Genomic DNA, 19828 nt, shown 5'->3' with positions numbered 1-19828 from the left:
GGTTATACCTCCTCGTTGTGGATCGGCTCTACCTTTTCCTGACGCACACTTTCAGCCTTCGGGCCGGTGCGCTTAATCGGCATAGCGGTCGTTGCAGTTGCCCGGGCTGTCGCATCCGCGAGCATGTTAGTGCCAATGGTGAGCAGTGCGATGGCAAACACCGGAAGCACAACACCCCATGGCTGGATGGACAAAGCGATGCGGTTTTCATTGATCATCAAACCCCAGTCCGCAGCGGGTGGCTGGATACCCAAGCCCAAGAAGGACAGGGAAGCGATTGAACCGATGGAATAGGTGAGACGCAAACCGGCTTCCACGGACAGCGGCCCAGTGATATTGGGAAGGATTTCCTGGGTGAGGATCTTCCAATGCGGGACGGAGTACATCTGTGCGGCACGGATGTAGTCCTCATTGGTCACAGATAGCGTGGAGGCGCGCGCCACACGCGCGATACGCGGGGCGTGGGTGAGACCGATGACCAACACCAGGACCGTTGCGGAAGGTCCGAAGATCACAATCGCCAACATGGCAAAGATGAGCTGCGGGAAGGCCAGGAAAATGTCATTGATGCGCATGATTACTGCATCAGTCTTCCCGCCCGCGTATCCAGCAATCATGCCCAGGAGGGTGCCCACGAGCATGCCAAGCACGGTGGCGAGGAAAGCGGTGACCAACAGCAGCAACCCACCGGCAATGAAGCGGGAGGCAACAGAGCGACCGAGGTTGTCCGTACCAAACGTGCCATCGCTGGTGAACGGTAGGCCGAGGAACTCAGTGGTCGAGTAACCGGTGATTTGCTCGGCGAAGAAGTAGCCGATCAGTGCGACAAGGAGCACAAGTCCAGTTAGGATCGCACCAACCTTGCCCTCCGGCTGGGCCCAAATGCGCTTGTAAATTGGTGCTGGTTTGGACAGGGAAGTCTTCAGCTCAGTGGCGTGCTCATCCTGCGTCTCGGCTGAGACAGGCACCGGAGTGGGGGAGTGTGGATTCAGCTGTGGCTGAGACATTAGTTGCTCCTTAGCTTCGGGTTGGCCATGATGCTCACCACGTCAGCGAGCAGGTTGACTACGACGTATACGGCGGCGATCAGCAATGTGACTGCTTGCACCACTTGGACGTCGCGGTAATTCACGGCGTCGATCATGGCGACACCGAGACCGGGGTAACGGAACAGGTACTCGACCACGACGATGCCACCCGCCAGCCAGGCCAGCTGAATTGCTACAACCTGAGCAATCGGACCGACAGCGTGGGGGAGTGCGTGGCGGAAGATCACACGGCGCTCAGGAACACCCTTGAGGCGTGCCATTTCCACGTAGCCAGAGTCCAAGGTCTCAATCATCGTTGCGCGCGTCATTCGGGCGATGTAAGGACTGACCACGAGAGCCAGTGTCAACGTGGGCAAGATCAGCTGGGATGGGTACTCCCACACAGCTGTGCCTGGTGGCGACATGGTCACTGCCGGAAGGACTTGGAATACCGATGTAGCAAAAAGCGTGATGAGGAGAATACCGATGACGAACTCCGGCATGGCTGCGAGGATCAACGTCACCCAGGTGATAGCGCTATCACGCTTGTAGCCACGCCACCATGCGGCGTAGACACCCAGCAGGATGCCCACCGGAATGGCAACGAGCGCGGCCAACACCATGAGGATCAGGGAGTTGACCAGGGGTTCACCCAGCAGCTCTGATACGGGACCACCTGTTGTGGTGGACATACCAAAGTCCCCGGTGACCACACCGCCGAGCCACAGGAAGTACCGCTCAAAAGGACTCTTGTCCAAGTTCATCTGAGCTTCCAGTGCAGCGATACGCTCCGGGGTTGCCTGCTGGCCGAGGATTGCACGTGCCGGATCACCTGGCAGAAGCAGCGTCGCGCAGAAAACGATGATGGACACGGCGAGAAGGATGAAGATACTCAGACCGAGTCTGCGAAGAATCAGTTTGCCCATGGTTTATGCCTCCGCAATCCACATGTCGTAGAAGAGTGCCTGGGACAACGCCACACCACTCGGATGAGGGCGGGCACCAGCCACATAGTTGTGATACGCATCAATGTTGTTGGGGAAGCCCCAAATGATATAGCCACCGCGGTCATACAGGTCTTGCTGCAGTTCCTTGATCAGCTTGGTGCGCTCACGATCATCGGACAAGGAACGCGCCTTGATGGTCTTCGCGGTGAACTCATCATCTACCCAATGAGTCTCATTGAATGGCGCATCAGCAGTGGCGCAGCGGTTCACCTGCTCCAGGAAGTTACGGGTGTAGTAAAAGCTCTGGGAGAACGGGTAGGACAAGTAATTGCCTTCTGCCCAGAAGGTGGTGGAATCCACTTGGTTGATCTTCACCCGAATGCCGGCCTCGCGCACCTGCTCCGCGAAAACCTGTGCCGCACGGATAGCGCCGGAAGCAATCTCAGAGGTATTTAGCTCAACGTCGATGCCATCGGGGTAACCAGCTTCGGCGAGGAGACGCTTGGCTTCTTCAACATTCTGCTCGCGCTGCGGGAACTCATGCGGGTAGGCCGAGTCGTACAGGGCGAACATATCGTTGCCCACCTGGCCCTCACCAGAGAAAACCTGATTGACCATACCAGGGCGGTCTGCCGCTAGGCGCATTGCTTGGCGCACGCGCTCGTCGTCAAAAGGCTCAACGTCGACACGCATTGTGAACGGCAACCACATACCTGTTTCAGAGCTGACCACATTCAAACGCGGATCTGCTTCGATGACACGAACGAGCGCGTGGTTTAACGCACCAATGCCATCGACCTGGGATGACAATAGAGCATTGAGCATCGCGTCTTCTTGGTAGAAGTCAATGATGTGCACTTCATCTAAGTTCGCAGGACCTTCGAAGTAGTACTCATTCCGTGCCAGCGATGTGGAGCGCCCTGGGCTGAAGTTCATCAGTTTGAACGGGCCAGCACCGATGGGATTCTTCGGGTCATAATCCTCCGGCACGATGCCCATCTGGTACTCGGCCAAAGTGTCTACGAACGCCGCATCCGGCTGGGAGAGCTTGATCACCAGGGAGCGATTATCAATAACCTCCATCGCTTCTACGTGAGCGATGGAACCAGCGCCATTTTTGGGGTCCTCTGGATCGGCCACGCGTTCAAGCGTTGCCACAACATCCTGGGGCCGAACTGGGCGACCATCAGAGAACTTCACACCTTCACGTAAAACCACAGTCCATTCGGTAGCTGCCTCATTCGATTCAATCGATTCAGCCAAGCGGTATTCCAACTCGTAGTCGTACCCTCGTCGAACAAGAAGCTCGTAGAGGTTTATGACGCGCGCCGCATCGCTGGCACTAGCTGGGATATGGGCGTCCACCGTGTCGGCCGTAGAACCACCAACGAGTCCGACGCGGAGTTTGCCTCCCTTTCGTGGCGGGCCGGACGTATCAATCTGTTCGGCCGGCGGCTGCGTGGAGCATGAGGCTAGTGCGCCTGCTGCTCCAGCGACTGCCGAGGCGCCGAACAGTTGCCGGCGTGTGAGGTCAATCATGGTGCGTAATTCTCCTTAAGTGTGGGTGTAGCCGATACGAGTTCTCTCGCTTCGGGCTGCACAATCCACGTATTCAGGTAGGCAGTCACAGCATCCTTCGCGGCAGCAGGGGAGAGCACCCCTGCGAGCATGCGCACGCCGAGCCCATCGATCATCGCTGTAACGGCGTTGATCATGGATTCCGGGTCGTGAGCAATGAAACAGCCAGTGGCAATTCCATCCTCAACAATGCTGCGCATCTGCTTCTGCCACCGTGCGTAGGCCACTGCTGTGGCGCGCTTTGCGTCTTCAAAAGCGACGGAAGATGCCCAAAACTGTGCCCATGTGGTCCATTCACAGAATGACTCCGGTGAGCCGTCAAGCGTTACTTCTGCAAAGGCGAGTAGACGCTCGGCGGGATCCACGATTTCTGCAACGAATGACCGGCGAGAGGCTGCTTGTTCTGAACACCGGTCCAACGTGGCAATGAAGATGTCATTCTTTGAGTGGAAGTAATAGTGGACTGCTGAGGTGGAAATCCCAGCGTTGCGGGCGATCTCGGCGATGGTGACCGCCTGGTATCCGCGGGAAGTGAACAGCGGCCAGGCGCCGTCCACAATCTTTTGCTGACGGCGCGCGAACTCCTCACCGGAATGGCGGGGATTCGGTGTCGCGTGGCCTTCTTTCGGCGATGGTCTTAAGGCTTTCACATCAACGCCAGTCAGTTCTGCCAAGCGTTCCAGTTCTGTCTGGCTAAAACGCCGGACTCCGGAGAGGGACTTGGAGAGCTTCGGGGCATCGATGCCTAGATATGCAGCCACCTCGTTATGCCGATAGCCCGACGCAGCGATTGCGTCGCGCGCGACTGACAGGGGTGAATGCGAGACCATGCATGCAAGCTTAGGTAATGCTGTGAAACTATCGCAACTGTTTGAACGCGGTTCAGGTGACGTCTCGCAACTTTATGAGATTCGGCAAGCGATACGCAGAAAAGAGATATGTAGTCCCCGAAAAATTGAGGAAGGAGGTGTTGTGATCGCGGATTGAGGCTACCGGCCCCACCTTCAACCGTGTGCCTCTATAGACTGGCTGGCATGGCTTTTGCTGCTGAACACCCTGTTTTATCTCACTCTGAGTTCCGCCCTGTAGGTGAGGTGGAACGTTCGGAGAAACAGTTTGAAGTTGTTTCTGAATTCGAGCCCTCTGGCGATCAGCCTGCAGCGATTAAGGAGCTGGATCGAAGACTGCGAGCAGGGGAGCCCGACGTGGTTCTCATGGGTGCTACCGGTACCGGTAAGTCAGCAACCGCAGCGTGGCTGATCGAACAGCAACAGCGCCCCACGCTCGTGATGGCGCCCAACAAGACATTGGCTGCACAGTTGGCCACGGAGTTGCGTGAGCTATTGCCTAACAACGCGGTTGAGTATTTCGTATCGTACTACGACTACTACCAACCAGAGGCCTATATCGCGCAGACGGATACCTACATTGAGAAGGATTCGTCGATCAATGATGATGTGGAGCGTTTGCGCCACTCGGCTACATCTGCGCTACTTAGTCGACGAGATGTCGTCGTCGTGTCATCCGTGTCCTGTATCTACGGTCTGGGCACACCGCAGTCCTATCTGGATCGTTCGCTTCTGCTGCGCGTTGGTGAAGAGATTGAGCGTGACCGCTTCCTGCGCCTGCTGGTGGATGTGCAGTATGAGCGCAATGACGTGGACTTCAAACGCGGGACCTTCCGAGTGAAGGGCGACACCGTGGACATTATTCCGGCCTATGAGGAAGTGGCTGTGCGCGTGGAGTTCTTCGGTGATGAGGTAGATGCGCTCTACTACATTCACCCGTTGACCGGCGATGTCCTCCAACAGCGCGATGAATTGCGTATCTTCCCGGCTACGCACTATGTGGCCACGGAAGAGCGCATGGAAAAAGCCATTGAAGCCATCAAGGAGGAACTCGCCGACCGCCTGGAGGACTTAGAAAGCCGAGGTAAACTCCTCGAAGCGCAGCGCCTGCGTATGCGTACGGAGTATGACCTGGAAATGATCCAACAAGTGGGTTTTTGTTCCGGCATTGAGAACTATTCGCGGCATATTGACGGACGTGAGGCAGGCTCAGCACCAGCAACCCTCATTGACTACTTCCCGGAGGACTTCCTCACCATCATCGACGAGTCTCACGTCACCGTTCCGCAGATCGGTGGCATGTATGAAGGCGATATGTCGCGCAAGCGCAATCTCGTCGAGTTCGGTTTCCGTCTTCCTTCAGCCGTGGATAACCGCCCACTCACCTTTGATGAGTTTGAGGAGCGCGTGGGCCAGACCGTGTACATGTCCGCTACGCCGGGGGACTATGAACTGGAGGCCTCTGGCGGAGAGTTTGTTGAGCAGGTTATTCGCCCCACGGGCCTGGTGGACCCGAAGGTAGACGTGCGCCCAACGAAGGGGCAGATTGATGATCTCATTCATGAAATCCGTGAGCGCACGAAGAAGGATGAGCGCGTCCTGGTCACCACTTTGACCAAGCGGATGGCGGAAGATCTCACGGATTTTTTGATGGACAACGGTATCAACGTGCGGTATTTGCACTCGGATATTGATACGTTGCAGCGCGTCGAGCTACTCCGCCAACTGCGTTTGGGTGAGTATGACGTCCTGGTGGGCATCAACCTGCTGCGCGAGGGCCTGGACCTCCCAGAGGTCTCCCTCGTGGCCATCCTCGATGCGGATAAGGAAGGCTTCCTGCGTTCCACCAAGTCCCTCATTCAGACGATCGGTCGTGCCGCTCGAAACGTGTCGGGTGAGGTCATCATGTATGCAGACAACATCACAGATTCCATGCGTGAGGCGATTGATGAGACAGAGCGGCGCCGCGAGAAGCAGATCGCGTACAACAAGGAGCATGGGATTGATCCGCAGCCGTTGCGGAAGAAGATTGCGGATATTCTCGACGAGGTCTATGAGCGTAACGGCGAGGAACGCGGTGCGCCGGAGGAGAGTCTCGCTGGGGACACAGCGATGGTCGAAGGGCGCGATACCTCAACGATGGCTTCGGACGAAATACAAAAGCTTATCGACGATCTTACGGTTCAGATGACCGCCGCCGCCCGTGAACTCAAGTTTGAGTTGGCAGGACGCTTGCGTGATGAGATTGCGGATCTGAAGAAAGAACTTCGCGGTGTGAAAGACGCTGGGATCTAATTCATATCTGAGCAGGTAATCTGGCCTGCCGAACGCAGGTGTTCTGCGAGTGTATATAGTGGCCAAAGAAGACACGGCCCGTGAAAGGGCCTCGTGGAAAGTAGAAGCGAAAGGCGCAACATGAGCAAGTACAACACTGTTGTTGTTGGCACGGACGGTTCACACTCTTCGCTGCTGGCAGTTGAGCGCGCCGCTGAGATTGCCTCAGCTTTTAATTCGAAGCTTGTTATCGGGTGTGCGTACTATGAGTCTGAGGAGGATGTTGCGGGGACGCTGCGCCAGGACTCCAATACGATTCTTGGGGATGAGACGGCGAAGTCGAATCTTGTCGCCGCCGCTGAGCACGCTCAACAGCATGGTGCAACAGATGTGGTCACCACTGTGCGTTCAGGCACCCCGGTTGAGGCGCTGATGGCCATCGTGACTGAGTATGATGCGGATCTTCTCGTCGTGGGTAACCGCGGCATTAATTCTTTGACGGGCCGCTTGCTCGGTTCCGTTCCGGCTGACGTTGCGCGTCAGTCCGATTGTGATGTGATGATCGTTCACACCGTGGCTTAGAACTCGCCGATCACGGTAAGAGTTTGAGTGGCACGTGTCAGTGCCACGTACAGGTCTTGTCGCCCCTGAGGGGAACCTGCGATGATCTCATGGGGTTTATCCACGATGACGTGGTCGAACTCCAACCCTTTCACCGTCCCCACATTGTCTTTGTTGATCACGGCGACGAGTCCTCCGAGCTTGTCCAATTCAGTATGAACCGTGGTGGCGTCTGTGTCTTCGGGGAGGAAACGCACGGGGTGGCCCGATGAACGGACAGTCACGGCGGGTTCCGCATCCGGATCGATAGCCTTCAACACATCGTTGGCTACCTCCATCACTTCTTCTGGTGTGCGGTAGTTGACCGTGAGTTTATGGGAGACGAAACGCTGCCCCACGAAGGGCTCAAGGGCACTGGACCAATCGTCTACCCCGGCAGGGGAGGAAGTCTGAGCCGTATCCCCAACAAGGGTCATCCACTTCGACGGGCAGCGACGGAACACCATCCGCCATTCCATAGGCGTGAGCTCTTGTGCCTCATCCACGATGACGTGGCCGTAGGCCCAGGTCATATCAGCGCTGGCTCGTTCGGCGGTGGACCGTACGTCTGTTTCACGCTGGCGACTAGCCAGGGTCTCAGCATCGATGATGTCGTGGGCAGACAAAACCTCTGCCTCGAACTCATCGTCCGTATCCGTGTTCGCCGAAGACGCCAAGATGTCCAGCGCATCTTCCGCATCTGCCACGAGTTCACGCCATTGGCGTTCGGCTTTCTCCACTTCGTCGGTGGGGGTGGGGATGCCGATGAGGGTGTACAACTCGTCGATAAGCGCGGTGTCTGACGCAGTGAATGCGTCACCGTCGTCGCGGTAGAGCGCGTCCTGCGTTTCCTCATCATAATCATGCGCGGCCGCACTGATCGCATCACGGCTGCTCAGAAATTCGGTGAGCACATCAACGGGATCGAGAATAGGGAAGTGCTCCGAAATGAGCGCCGTGACCTGGGGCTCCTCCGCAAGATCATCATGCAGCTGGTCCACATCGGCGTGCGAGAGCAAGTTAGCCCCACCCAGTGGGTCCGCACCGATGCGCTCAGCCATCGCCTCCGCGAGGAGCTGCGTGAGAACTTCGGCGAAGACCGCTTGCGCATCATTGTGCGGTTTGCGGCTGCGACGAGCACGAGTGCGCGCTGCGGCGATCATCTCAGGTGTCACCGCGATCTCAATACCATCGATCTTGAGCGGAATCGACGCGCCGGGCACCAGCTGATAATTGCGCACCGCGCGGGAAAGAATCGTGACCATTTCCCCCGAACCCTTGACCTCGCGGGTGAGCAGATCATCCAGCAGGGTCGGAGTGAAACCGGGGACCAGATCCTCAACGGTGCTCAGTACCACGCCGGTCTCACCAAGTTCTGGGAGTACGCGCGAGATGTAGTCCAAAAAGGTCCGATTGGGCCCAACGATAAGAACACCGGTGCGGGCCAACTGGTCACGCCAGGTGTACAACAAATAGGCAATACGGTGGAGAGCAACAGCAGTTTTTCCGGTGCCAGGACCACCCGTGACAACCAGCACACCGCGGGTTCTATCGCGGATAATCTGGTCCTGTTCGCGCTGGATTGTTTCAACGATGGACTGCATGTGGCCGGTGCGGGGTGCGTTCAAGGCGCGCAGCAGTGCTGCCTCACTGCCCACACCAGAATCCCTACCGGGTTCATCTGCACCAGGCCCACTCAATACATCGTCATCAACGCCGGTGACTGTCCGCCCGCGCATGCGGATATTGCGGCGTGAGACAACTCCTTCCGGGTGCGCAGTGGTAGCCAGGTAGTACGGCCGGGCCATCGGGGCACGCCAGTCCAGCAAGAGCGTGCGGTAGTTATCCTCTCGGTCATCCATGCCCATGCGGCCGATATAGCGTCGGTCCAGGTTGGGCAATCCGGGGACGGGGTTTTCTGGGGAGTCATCCTCAACATCGATACGTCCAAAGACGAGACCGGTCTCGGCGATACTCAACGCATCCAGCTTCGCATTCAGCCCGTGATACTCCGTTTCACGTCGTACTAATGCATCCGCATCCGGGTTATCCGGGTCCACATCCCTCTGAACTTCCTCCAAGCGTTCTTGCGCGCCAGACACTTCTCGGTCCAAGTGGGCAACGAGCAGATCCACGTAGGCCTGCTCATGCTTCACTGCCTCCTGGGATCCCAGGGAAGAGGCGCCGGACTGATCAGCCACTACGCACACTCTCCTTTACTCAGAATTGTTGAACGGTTCGCGTGTAAACAGTGACGGTCTAGTCTAGCGCGAAAAGAGAAACAGCCTTATTGCTGGAAAACCGGCAATAAGGCTGTCACACTAAAAGGCAGCAGCGAGAGAAATTACTTGAACTTCTTCTCTGCCTTCTTCACGGCTTTCTTGGCCGTCTTCTCTGCTTTGTTCACCTTTTTCTTGAGCTTGCGCTTCTGACGGCGGCTCGGAGCAGCATCAAGATTGTCAAAGGCATCTTGCAGGGTGTCAATCGCGTTTTGTGCGGTTTTCTGAGCCTTCGCAGCGCCCTTCTTCACCTGGCGCTTTGCCTTGAACTTGTCCAAAGCAGACGGGACAAAGTCATCCAGTGCGTCCTGAAGGTCGCCCACGACAGAGTTCACCTTGCGCTTTGTCTTGAACTTGTCCAGTGCGGACGGCTGCAAGTCCTCAATACGGCCCTGCACGTCACCCACACGGCCCTGCACGTCACCGATCAGGCCCTTCACCTGGCGCTTAGCCTTGTACTGCTGAACCTTGCTCGGCTTGAGGTCCTTGTATGTGTCCTCAGCCCAGTCAGCGGCATCATGAGCAACATCAGTAGCCTTGCCAGCCCACTTCTCAGCGACTTTCTTCCAGTCACCTTTGTTGTCATCCACGTAGTCTGACACCTGGTGAGCTGCTTGCTGAGCGGACTCGGTCACCGTCTCACGGGTGTCCTGGAACCACTCGCCAGCCTTCTTTAGAGCCTTTTCAGACTCAGACTGGGTCGGCAGAGCCTGCTGAATATTCTTCTTAGAACGCTTTGCTGCGTCCTGAGCACGCCACGCCAGACCAGGCTTGCCCTGGGTGTCAGCAGCAGCGATCAGCACACCGCCGAGGAGAGCAACGTTGGTCAACGCACCATTGCGCTGGCGTGTTTTCTCGGACTCATTGGATGCCTCCCAGAACGCATTGCGACCAAGCAGGGTGGCTACGGAAGAGCCAGCCAGCAGAGCAGCGGACAGGCGCGGAGCCTTGCCCAGTGCGAAAGTGGAACCAGCGCCGATTTTTACACCGCCACCAATCTTGGCCAGAGTCTCCGGGTCAGAAGGGATAAAGCTGGCGTACTGAGCCGGGAGCACCGACTTCACAGCGCCAGCTACCTTCTCAGCGCTTTTTGCATGCTCGGAAGCTTTGGTGACCGAGTTGACACCATCTGCGATGTACACAGAGGCGAGCATCGGTCGAGCTAGTTTGCGGATCATACTCAATCCTTCTCTACTTCGGGGATAGTCCGTTCTTCCTACTGTAGACGGATCCCGGCAGGCTGGCAGGGAAAACTACCAGCGACGCTTCCACCATTCGTCCAGATGTGGTCGCTCTGCACCCAATGTTGTCGGTTTTCCGTGTCCTGGGCGCACGATCGCATCATCCTGATATTGATCAAAAAGTTTTTCTTTCACATCCGTGAACAAGCGGACAAAATCGCCTTCGCCGTTCGTCCCGCCCACTCCGCCGGGGAAGAGGGAATCGCCGACGAAGAGATTTACTGTGCCATCAATCTCAGCGGCAATGGATGCACCGCCGGGCGTGTGCCCGCGGAGGATATGGACAGGGAATTCGTGCCCAGCGAAGTCGAGTGTGTCCCCCTCATGCAGCTCATGATCCGGCGCAACGGGCAGCGCCGGCGCGTCAAGGAAGGAACCCCAGTGGTTCGCTCCAGTTGCTTCGAGGATCTCCTTCAAAGCTCCGACGTGGTCTGCGTGCCGATGCGTTGTCAGGACATCGGTGATGCGCACTCCGGCGGATTCAGCCATGGAAAGGAGAGTGTGTGGTTCCGCGGCAGCGTCGATAAGCAAACCCTGCTCACCACACGCCAACAGGTAACAATTGTTATCCATTGGGGATACGGAAACGGAGTGAAGGGTCAGAGTGTTCATGGCGCCTACTCTATGAGAAGCCAGCCGCTTGCGTAGGTTGATGCTGCGGGAATGATTAGTGAGCGGCTAGCGTTGGTATCTTTGTTCGAGGATCCAACCATCAACTGAAACAAGGGGATGCACTGCCTGTGGCTGAGAAGCTGATTGTCCGCGGAGCACGCGAACACAACCTCAAGGGAATAGACATTGAACTACCCCGCGACAAAATGGTGGTGTTTACCGGGCTGTCAGGTTCTGGGAAGTCCTCTCTTGCCTTTGACACGATCTTTGCTGAAGGCCAGCGCCGTTACGTCGAATCACTGAGCTCCTATGCGCGCATGTTCCTGGGGCAGATGGACAAACCCGAGGTTGATTACATTGATGGGCTGAGCCCAGCTGTGTCTATAGACCAGAAATCAACTAACCGTAACCCTCGTTCCACGGTGGGCACGATTACGGAGATCTACGACTACCTGCGCCTCCTTTACTCCCGCGCGGGCACGGCGCATTGTCCAGTGTGTGATGCGGTGATTGAAAGACAAACACCACAGCAAATTGTGGATCAGGTGATGGAGAACCCGGAGCGCACCAAATTCCAGGTGCTTGCGCCAATTGTGCGTAAACGCAAGGGTGAGTTTGTAGACCTCTTCGCTGACCTTGCCACACAAGGCTATGCCCGCGTCAACGTGGATGGTGAGACGTATACGTTAAGCGATCCGCCGAAGCTACAGAAGCAGATCAAGCACAATATTGACGTTGTGGTGGATCGTCTCACAGTCAAAGAGAGTCAGAAGCAGCGTCTCACTGATTCCGTGGAAACTGCGCTCAAGCTTGCCGACGGACTCGTGGCCTTCGACTGGGTTGAAAAAGATGCTGATGATCCGGATCGAGTGGTGATCTTCTCCGAGAAGATGGCGTGCCCGAATGGCCACACCCTCGGCGTGGAGGAGTACGAGCCACGCGCGTTTTCCTTTAACTCTCCCTTTGGTGCCTGCCCAGCGTGTGATGGCTTGGGAACCCGCGCTGAGATCGACACGGACTTGGTCATCCCAGACCCAGATGCACCAGCAGTAGACGCATTCCAGCCGTGGAACTCCAGCCCTAATAAGGGGTACTTTGCCAAACTCATCATTGCCCTGGCGAAGGAGGAAGGCTTCGACCCAGAAGCGCCCTTGTCCAGCTTAAAGAAGAGCCACCGAGATGCCCTGATCAACGGCACTGATACGAAGGTGTCCGTCCGATACAAGAACCGCTATGGGCGCCAGCGCTCCTTCACCGCCGCCTTCGAGGGCGTGCGGGGATACCTGCACCGAAAGATAGAGCAGTCTGATTCAGAGCACACCAAAGAGCGCTTCATGGCCTACACACGTGATGTGGCTTGCCCGACGTGTCATGGTGCGCGTCTGAAGCCGGAAATCTTGGCCGTGCGTTTGGATTCCACCACGCATGGTGAGAAGTCGATTGCTGGACTCACCGAACTTTCCGTTGAAGATGCTTCTGAGTACCTGGACAACCTGGTCCTGGGATATCGCGAAGAAATGATTGCAGGCGCAGTGCTGCGGGAAATCCAGGCGCGCCTGCACTTCCTACTGGATGTCGGCTTGAACTACCTCACCCTGTCCCGCTCTGCCGGGACCCTGTCCGGCGGTGAAGCACAGCGCATCCGACTGGCCACCCAGATCGGTTCCGGTCTCGCCGGTGTTTTGTACGTTCTGGATGAGCCCTCCATTGGCCTGCACCAGCGCGATAACCAGCGACTTATTTCCACCTTGAAGAAGCTCCGCGATATTGGCAACACCCTCGTTGTGGTCGAGCACGATGAAGACACAATCCGGGAAGCGGACTGGCTCATTGACATCGGCCCCTTCGCCGGTGAATACGGTGGGGAAGTGGTCTACCAGGGACCCCCGAAGGGAATCCTGAAAGCCAAGAACTCCCTGACCGGTGACTACCTGTCGGGCAAGAAGGCAATTGCCGTTCCAGAAACACGCCGCCCCCGAGATAAGAAACGGCAGCTGAAAGTCGTCGGCGCCCGGGAGAACAATCTTGATAACGTTTCGGTAGACATTCCACTCGGTGTTCTCGTCGCTGTCACGGGCGTTTCCGGCTCGGGCAAGTCCACCCTGGTCAACCAGATTCTGGCCAAGACTCTGCAGAACCGACTCAACGGTGCCCGCCAGGTTCCAGGACGTGTCAAAAAAGTTGAGGGCCTAGAGCACCTAGACAAACTGGTACAGGTGGATCAGTCGCCGATTGGACGTACGCCTCGCTCAAACCCGGCAACGTACACGGGAGTCTTTGACAAGATCCGCAACCTCTTTGCTGAGACTCAAGAAGCAAAGGTTCGTGGCTACAAGGCGGGTCGCTTCTCCTTCAACGTCAAGGGTGGTCGCTGCGAAGCGTGCCGCGGCGACGGCACTATCAAGATTGAAATGAACTTCCTGCCTGACGTGTATGTGCCGTGTGAGGTGTGTGGCGGCGCGCGCTACAACCGCGAAACGCTTGAGGTCCGCTACAAGGGCAAGAACATCGCCGAAGTGCTGGATATGCCCATCAGTGAGGCCACCGAGTTCTTTGAACCCATCACGTCAATTCACCGGTATCTGCAGACGCTTTGCGACGTCGGCTTGGGCTACGTCCGCCTCGGCCAATCCGCCACGACGTTGTCTGGTGGTGAGGCCCAGCGCGTGAAGCTGGCTGCCGAGCTGCAGAAGCGCTCAAACGGGCGCACAATCTACATTCTCGACGAGCCGACGACGGGCCTTCACTTTGAGGACATCCGCAAACTCATGCTCGTGCTCAATGGTTTGGTAGATAAGGGCAACTCTGTCCTAGTTATTGAGCACAACCTCGATGTGATCAAGTGTGCTGACTGGATCATCGATATGGGCCCTGAAGGTGGCTCCGGCGGTGGAACCGTCGTTGCCGAAGGCACACCCGAGGATGTGGCCAAGGTGAAGGGATCCTTCACCGGCCAGTTCCTGAGCAAAATGGTTTAGTTTCGTCGCTCGAGCACATCAACATCTACATCGGCGGGACTGGTGTTGGCAGCTGTGGTCTTGCGTTGTGCGCCCTTGATCGCAACGGCGATGAGGAGCAGACCACAGACGATGAATGTGAGCACGCGTGGGATTCCGCCAAGCGCCGCCATGTCGAAGAAGACCAGCTTGCCCGTAGCCACTATGGCCATGACCAAACCAGTGGTGCGCAGGGTCTTGGTGTCCATAGCTCCGGGGCGTTTGAGCAAAAGCCAGGAAGCAGCAGCCATCCAGGAGATGGATACAATCATGTGGCCGTTGTAGAAGCCCATTCGAGAGCTTTCCACGACCGCCTCGCTCGGGGCGCCAGCCACTTCGGTAGAGATCCGCCAAAGCAAGTCGACGATAGTCACTACCGCTAACATCTCCAGAATGAGACCATAACCAGCAGAGACGGCGCGTGCCTGGGCGGTCACTCCACGCCATAGGGCTTTTCGTGTCACAGCGATAATGAGCAAAGCCGCCAGCAGAAGGCCTTGGATCAGCGTGAACCAGGACCAGCGGGTGGTGATTGAAGGATTCAAGGTGTACGCAAGCATGGGAAGAACGCCGACCAAGAGCATAAATGCCCAGCTAGCTAGGACCGCCAGCGTGTTGACTTGCAGGCGGTGCAAAAGCATCAACACGGTGATAGCGGCGGCAAAGAAGATCAGTACCGGAATTGCCTCTGCCTGAGGAGTATTCCCAGTGAAATCTTGGGAATCAATGAATGGCCGGAAGAATGTGAACGGCAACACGATAAGCCAGCCGGTAAGAAGATCCGATGAGAATTCTGTTTTGTTCTTCGGGCCAATAACAGCGACAAGGACGGTTATTACAGTGGCGATGAGGAAAGGTAGCCACGTGCCAGTATCACGGAGCAGCGCATAGGAGGCCACCAAAATGACCGCCGGCACGACGACCGCCGAGATGATGTTGTGGACACGCTGAGCGCCAGCTGCGACGAAGAAGATCTCCCCAAGAACGAGAAGCACAAGGCCGATCAGTGGGAATGTGACTGCGAAACCGATCGGTTCCTCCGACGACGAAACGTCGAAAAAGAGAGGGGTGGAGAAAGCAAGTACATAGGTCTGCCAAGCTAGCAGTGCGCCCGCTGTACCACGAACAATTGCAATGAGGCGTGGGGAGGCTTCCCGTGCCATCCACCAGGTCAAAAGGATCACCGCGATAGGTGCGACCATTACGAGGCCATTGATCAGATTGTTGTTGGTGAAAAGGAAGAAAGTGTGGAACACGAGGATGATGCACATGGCCAAAACCAACTGAAGGCTATTGCGCCATTTCGCAAGTGCGAGGTAGCTGAACCACACGGCAAGGAATACCGCGACTTTCGCTATGGGACCTAGCCAACCTTGGACCGACGCGGCATACCACAGATCCGCGATGAGGATGAGGAATGAAGTCACATAAAGTGCCATGACGCCCGCGTTGCTTCCCTTGCGTCGGTCCACTCTAATGCCCACTCCCAGCAAGATGAATGCGAGAAGCGCAGCACCCACCACGCGGCCAACGGGGCCTAGGAGGCCAGTTTGAATAGCCAACGCAATGCCGAAACATGCGCCCGCAAACGTGATGATTGAGCCGATGACCGCCGCCCAACGCAGCACCAACTGCTCGGTGGACAGTTTCGGCTTCGGCGACTTGGGAGGAACCACCGGTTCCTTTGGCTGCGGTTGCAGCGGTGCCGGTTGCGCCGGATGGTGGGGCATTGTCCCTGGCGATGCCGTCTGTATCGCTGGTTGTGCCATCACGGGTTGTGCTTCCTGCTGTTTTTGGGGTGTCGGGCTTCCTACAGCTGGGCCAGGAGTGAGGCGATTTAGGGATGCCTGGATGTCGGCGACAAGCATCTGCGAACGCGCAGTGCTCTCTCGGAGTTCGCCGAGTTGACGGTGAACATCCGCAAGAATCCGATCAGGCGGTTGATTCATGTTGGTCCTCCTAACAATGGTTGGTTACTACTTAGACGACGCAAAGGCCCGAACGGTTCCAAACGCGTGCGAAACGTTATTGTGTCGTTACATTGATAACCTAAAGAGCGGTTTGCGTGCTTAGATTTGGTGCTCCAGCAGGGGAGTGCTAACCTTTACCCACTACCGCCTACGAACCTTCACAGGTACATAGGTTGCAAGTGGAGTTACTCCCACCTGATGCCGCCGGCCACCGGAAGGCTAAGGGTCAAAACAACGGTGGCAGCCATAGCAGCTGGCGCCGTTTTCGGATGAACTCCCACGCGTGCCACCGGCAGCGTGGGATTTTGTTTGAGGGGGAATTCTCACGGGCGAATCGGTAGCGAACCACATAACCGCCCTAGACACTAGGAGTTCTCATCAGCGCTGAAGCTCGCATCAACGAACGCATCCGCGTTCCGGAAGTTCGTCTCGTCGGCCCGTCTGGCGAGCAGGTTGGCATTGTCCGTACCGATGATGCACGCAAGCTTGCGTACGAAGCTGACCTTGACCTCGTCGAGGTAGCCCCGAACGCTAAGCCACCCGTGTGCAAGATCATGGACTACGGCAAGTTCAAGTACGAGCAGGATCAGAAGGCCCGTGAGGCCCGTAAGAACCAGCAGCAAACCGTGGTCAAGGAACAGAAGTTCCGTCCCAAGATTGATGAGCACGACTACCAGACCAAGAAGTCCAACGTTGAACGCTTCTTGGGAAAAGGCAACAAGGTCAAGGTGACCATCATGTTCCGTGGTCGCGAGCAATCGCGTCCGGAGCTGGGGTACCGCCTGCTGGAGCGCCTCGCTGAGGATATCCAGGAGGTCGGCCAGGTCGAGTCCCGTCCAAAGCAGGACGGCCGCAACATGACCATGGTCTTTGGGCCGGTTCGCAAGGGTAAGAATTAGATCGTTTCACCGCCTTTAAGGATTTACCACTATGAAGCAGAAGACCCACAAGGGCACCGCAAAGCGCATCAAGGTCACCGGCTCTGGCAAGCTGCGCCGCGAGCAGGCTGGTAAGCGCCACCTGAACGAGAAGCTTTCGTCCAAGCGTCGCCGTAAGCTCTCCGGCACCACCGACGTTGCTAAAGGTGACGTCAAGCGCGCTAAGCGCCTCCTCGGCATGGCTTAATCGAGCGCCTGCCTTTCCCTAGAAAATCCATCCGTTACGAGAATTTAAGGAAGTATCACTGTGGCACGTGTTAAGCGCTCAGTTAACGCCAAGAAGAAGCGTCGCGCCATTCTCAAGTCTGCCAAGGGCTACCGCGGCCAGCGTTCCCGTCTCTACCGCAAGGCCAAGGAACAGTGGCTGCACTCCCATACCTACGCATACCGTGACCGTCGCGCCCGCAAGTCCGAGTTTCGTAAGCTCTGGATCCAGCGCATCAACGCGGCTGCCCGTATGAACGACATCACCTACAATCGCCTCATCCACGGACTGAAGCTCGCTGAGGTTGATGTGGACCGCAAGATCCTGGCCGAGCTGGCCGTCAACGACTTCGCGGCGTTCTCCGCGCTGTGCGAGGTGGCTAAGAATGCTCTTCCGGAAGATGTCAATGCTCCGAAAGTCGCCTAGCTTTTAGGTGCCACCGTGCACCATCGTCGAATGCCCCGTGGGTGCTGGTTTCCATCCAGACCACGGGGCTTCGTGCTGCTGGAGTGACTGTTTGTACGGTCGGGGGTGAACAAAAGGGGTGGGAGCGTGTCAAGCATCTTCGGAGGGATTTCTGCAGGATGCGCACTACATCAACCTTAGAAAAAACTAAGAACCTGTACATAAGTATGCCCGTAAACTTAGTCAATTCTTACGTTTATGCGTCATCTTTGTTATTGTTCCGTTATCGTGCCGTTACTTGACGGGACGGTAGGAAGCCGGCGAGCGTGCTCATGTCTTTTGAGGCAGGGGTATCGGTCGCTGGGAACACCGAAACATTGACTGAAGGGGTAGGTCATTGCAACCTAGAAAATCCTTTGCTTATGTGGCCGTACCAATGAGCCTCATGCTCATGGTTTCGGCGCAAGCGCCGGTGACGTCTGCGCAAGATGGGAAGATTGCTAGCGCACCAAATGTTGGCATACAGAGTCAAGAGGACAAAGCGCCGACGCGATTCATCGTGGACTTTTCCGATGATGTGGACAAGTCTGAGGAGCGCATAAGAACTCTCAACACGGCTACGGAAGAGTCGTTGCCAGATGTGACGGAAGTCCGTGAGCGCGAAGATGGCACCACTGTTGTCACATCCGATAGGAAGATGAGCGACGACGAAGTGGATAAGTTCATGCGAGAAGCTCTTGCCAGCGGCAAGGTTGATCACATCGAAGAGGATGTGCGCATGTACCCGATGGCGGTGAATGATCCACATTTCCGCCAACAGTGGTCGCTGAATGGCTCGGTAGGCCCCAGCATTGAGACCGCGTGGGCAAATGCCCCCAAGCGTGGCGCTGGGCAAACCATTGCAGTTCTTGACACCGGCATTACAAACCATCCGGACCTTAACCAGAATGTGCGGGGTGGATATGACTTCATCTCTTCACCGCAAACCGGTCGAGACGGTGACGGATGGGATCCGAATCCACGAGATGAGGGAGACTGGACGGAGCCCGGTCAATGTGGACGAGCTAATAACTCCTCGTGGCATGGAACGCACGTGGCCGGTATTTCTGCCGCGGTGGCCGATAACGGTGAGGGCGTAGCCAGTGTTGCTCCGCGCGCGACTATTCAGCCGGTTCGCGTCATGGGGCCGTGCGGTGGTTACAGCTCCGATATTGTTGATGCAATCGAGTGGGCATCGGGTGGCACTGTGCGCGGTGTGCCCCGCAACCCGAACCCGGCGACCGTGATCAATATGTCGCTCGGTGGCCAGGGCAAGTGCTCTCGGGCTTATCAGCAGGCGATCGATAACGCGCGCAGCCGGGGCACCGTCGTGGTGGTCGCAGCAGGTAATGAGAGCCAGAACGCTGCTAACGTCACGCCGGCCAGCTGCCGGGGTGTCATCACTGTTGCTGCATCTGGTCCGCGCGACCAGAAGTCCAGCTACTCGAACTACGGCGCACCAGTGGATGTCACCGCTCCTGGCGGCGATTCCAACCAGGGCGGTGGAATTCTGGCCACCTACAACTCCGGAAGGCAGCGCCCAGGCAGGCCGTCCTACGGTGACCTTCAAGGTACCTCTATGGCGGCACCGTACGTCGCTGGTGTTGTGGCACTCATGCGGGCGGAGAGCCAGATGTCTCCGGACCAGGTCGCACAGAGACTGCGTTCGACGACGCGTCCGTTGCGCGGTAGCTGCAATGGCTGTGGCACCGGTATCGTTGACCCAGCTGCGGCGGTGAAGCGAGGCGGTGGCAACAACCCGCCGGCACCGCAGCCACCAACACCACAACCGCCGGCACCGCAGCCACCAACACCACAACCGCCGTCTCCGTGGCCGTGGCAACCGGCACCGACACCAACGCCGACGC

15 protein-coding genes are annotated in these 19828 nt (G+C 57.1%); 7 read left to right on the top strand and 8 right to left on the bottom strand.

Annotated elements, in window-relative coordinates; all coding sequences use genetic code 11:
- Positions 1 to 2 precede the first annotated feature (2 nt).
- From F4V54_RS01600 to F4V54_RS01585, 4 genes are read right to left on the bottom strand one after another with little or no spacing between them, the layout of a single operon-like run.
- A complete protein-coding gene (locus F4V54_RS01600; protein WP_084576481.1) occupies positions 3 to 1007 on the bottom strand; it encodes an ABC transporter permease in 1005 nt (334 codons plus the stop codon).
- Complete coding sequence (locus F4V54_RS01595) at positions 1007 to 1954, bottom strand: ABC transporter permease (RefSeq protein ID WP_150386014.1); 948 nt, start codon at positions 1952 to 1954, stop codon at positions 1007 to 1009. The genes F4V54_RS01600 and F4V54_RS01595 overlap by 1 nt, the downstream gene beginning before the upstream one ends.
- Positions 1955 to 1957: 3 nt before the next feature.
- Positions 1958 to 3514, bottom strand: a complete 1557-nt coding sequence (locus F4V54_RS01590; protein ID WP_150386013.1) for an ABC transporter substrate-binding protein — start codon at positions 3512 to 3514, stop codon at positions 1958 to 1960.
- Complete coding sequence (locus F4V54_RS01585) at positions 3511 to 4383, bottom strand: TetR family transcriptional regulator C-terminal domain-containing protein (protein ID WP_102723362.1); 873 nt, start codon at positions 4381 to 4383, stop codon at positions 3511 to 3513. Before F4V54_RS01585 ends, F4V54_RS01590 begins: the two co-directional genes overlap by 4 nt.
- Positions 4384 to 4587: 204 nt before the next feature.
- On the opposite strand from F4V54_RS01585, the gene uvrB reads away from it, so the two are divergent.
- Positions 4588 to 6696, top strand: coding sequence for an excinuclease ABC subunit UvrB (uvrB, locus tag F4V54_RS01580; RefSeq protein WP_150386012.1), 2109 nt, complete (start codon positions 4588 to 4590; stop codon positions 6694 to 6696).
- A gap of 120 nt (positions 6697 to 6816) precedes the next feature.
- The gene (locus F4V54_RS01575; protein ID WP_034662991.1) at positions 6817 to 7257 is read left to right on the top strand and encodes a universal stress protein; all 441 of its coding nucleotides are present in this window, start codon (positions 6817 to 6819) and stop codon (positions 7255 to 7257) included.
- On the opposite strand, the gene F4V54_RS01570 is transcribed toward F4V54_RS01575, so the two are convergent.
- The 3 genes from F4V54_RS01570 to F4V54_RS01560 all read right to left on the bottom strand — a co-directional run bounded on the left by F4V54_RS01570 (position 7254) and on the right by F4V54_RS01560 (position 11407).
- Positions 7254 to 9476 carry a HelD family protein gene (locus F4V54_RS01570; protein WP_150386011.1) on the bottom strand — a complete coding sequence of 741 codons (2223 nt, stop codon included), beginning with the start codon at positions 9474 to 9476 and terminating at the stop codon, positions 7254 to 7256. The genes F4V54_RS01575 and F4V54_RS01570 overlap by 4 nt on opposite strands.
- Positions 9477 to 9619: 143 nt before the next feature.
- Positions 9620 to 10732: a DoxX family protein gene (locus F4V54_RS01565; RefSeq protein WP_150386010.1), complete on the bottom strand. Its 1113-nt coding sequence runs from the start codon at positions 10730 to 10732 to the stop codon at positions 9620 to 9622.
- A 75-nt stretch (positions 10733 to 10807) separates the two neighbouring features.
- A complete protein-coding gene (locus F4V54_RS01560) occupies positions 10808 to 11407 on the bottom strand; it encodes an MBL fold metallo-hydrolase (RefSeq protein ID WP_034662984.1) in 600 nt (199 codons plus the stop codon).
- Positions 11408 to 11535: 128 nt separating this feature from the next.
- On the opposite strand from F4V54_RS01560, the gene uvrA reads away from it, so the two are divergent.
- Entirely contained in the window at positions 11536 to 14385 is a 2850-nt protein-coding gene (gene uvrA, locus F4V54_RS01555; RefSeq protein WP_150386009.1) for an excinuclease ABC subunit UvrA, read from the top strand.
- Here uvrA and F4V54_RS01550 read toward each other — a convergent pair.
- Positions 14382 to 16352: a DUF2339 domain-containing protein gene (locus F4V54_RS01550; protein ID WP_150386008.1), complete on the bottom strand. Its 1971-nt coding sequence runs from the start codon at positions 16350 to 16352 to the stop codon at positions 14382 to 14384. The genes uvrA and F4V54_RS01550 overlap by 4 nt on opposite strands.
- A 398-nt stretch (positions 16353 to 16750) precedes the next feature.
- Between F4V54_RS01550 and infC the strand changes: the two genes are divergently transcribed.
- From infC to F4V54_RS01530, 4 genes are all read left to right on the top strand, one after another.
- Positions 16751 to 17272, top strand: coding sequence for a translation initiation factor IF-3 (gene infC / locus F4V54_RS01545; protein WP_084576479.1), 522 nt, complete (start codon positions 16751 to 16753; stop codon positions 17270 to 17272).
- A 31-nt stretch (positions 17273 to 17303) separates the two neighbouring features.
- A complete protein-coding gene (rpmI, locus tag F4V54_RS01540; RefSeq protein ID WP_034662973.1) occupies positions 17304 to 17498 on the top strand; it encodes a 50S ribosomal protein L35 in 195 nt (64 codons plus the stop codon).
- 60 nt (positions 17499 to 17558) lie between these two features.
- On the top strand, positions 17559 to 17942 hold the full coding sequence (gene rplT / locus F4V54_RS01535; protein WP_034662970.1) for a 50S ribosomal protein L20: 384 nt from the start codon (positions 17559 to 17561) through the stop codon (positions 17940 to 17942).
- A 376-nt stretch (positions 17943 to 18318) separates the two neighbouring features.
- Positions 18319 to 19828: S8 family peptidase (locus F4V54_RS01530; RefSeq protein WP_150386007.1), on the top strand; the 1510-nt coding region annotated here is incomplete at its 3' end.

It is taken from the genome of Corynebacterium tuscaniense, assembly GCF_008693065.1.
In the GTDB taxonomy this organism is placed as follows: domain Bacteria; phylum Actinomycetota; class Actinomycetes; order Mycobacteriales; family Mycobacteriaceae; genus Corynebacterium; species Corynebacterium tuscaniense.
Note: the sequence above shows the minus strand (reverse complement) of the source record. Positions and strands in the feature narration are given on the sequence as shown.

Excerpts from the sequence above, each read along its gene's own strand:
- F4V54_RS01550 (WP_150386008.1), bottom strand. The coding sequence starts at position 16,352 with ATGAATCAACCGCCTGATCGGATTCTTGCGGATGTTCACCGTCAACTC.
- uvrB (WP_150386012.1), top strand. The coding sequence starts at position 4,588 with ATGGCTTTTGCTGCTGAACACCCTGTTTTATCTCACTCTGAGTTCCGC.
- F4V54_RS01600 (WP_084576481.1), bottom strand. The coding sequence starts at position 1,007 with ATGTCTCAGCCACAGCTGAATCCACACTCCCCCACTCCGGTGCCTGTC.
- F4V54_RS01575 (WP_034662991.1), top strand. The coding sequence starts at position 6,817 with ATGAGCAAGTACAACACTGTTGTTGTTGGCACGGACGGTTCACACTCT.
- rpmI (WP_034662973.1), top strand. The coding sequence starts at position 17,304 with ATGAAGCAGAAGACCCACAAGGGCACCGCAAAGCGCATCAAGGTCACC.
- F4V54_RS01585 (WP_102723362.1), bottom strand. The coding sequence starts at position 4,383 with ATGGTCTCGCATTCACCCCTGTCAGTCGCGCGCGACGCAATCGCTGCG.
- F4V54_RS01565 (WP_150386010.1), bottom strand. The coding sequence starts at position 10,732 with ATGATCCGCAAACTAGCTCGACCGATGCTCGCCTCTGTGTACATCGCA.
- F4V54_RS01590 (WP_150386013.1), bottom strand. The coding sequence starts at position 3,514 with ATGATTGACCTCACACGCCGGCAACTGTTCGGCGCCTCGGCAGTCGCT.
- F4V54_RS01595 (WP_150386014.1), bottom strand. The coding sequence starts at position 1,954 with ATGGGCAAACTGATTCTTCGCAGACTCGGTCTGAGTATCTTCATCCTT.
- F4V54_RS01560 (WP_034662984.1), bottom strand. The coding sequence starts at position 11,407 with ATGAACACTCTGACCCTTCACTCCGTTTCCGTATCCCCAATGGATAAC.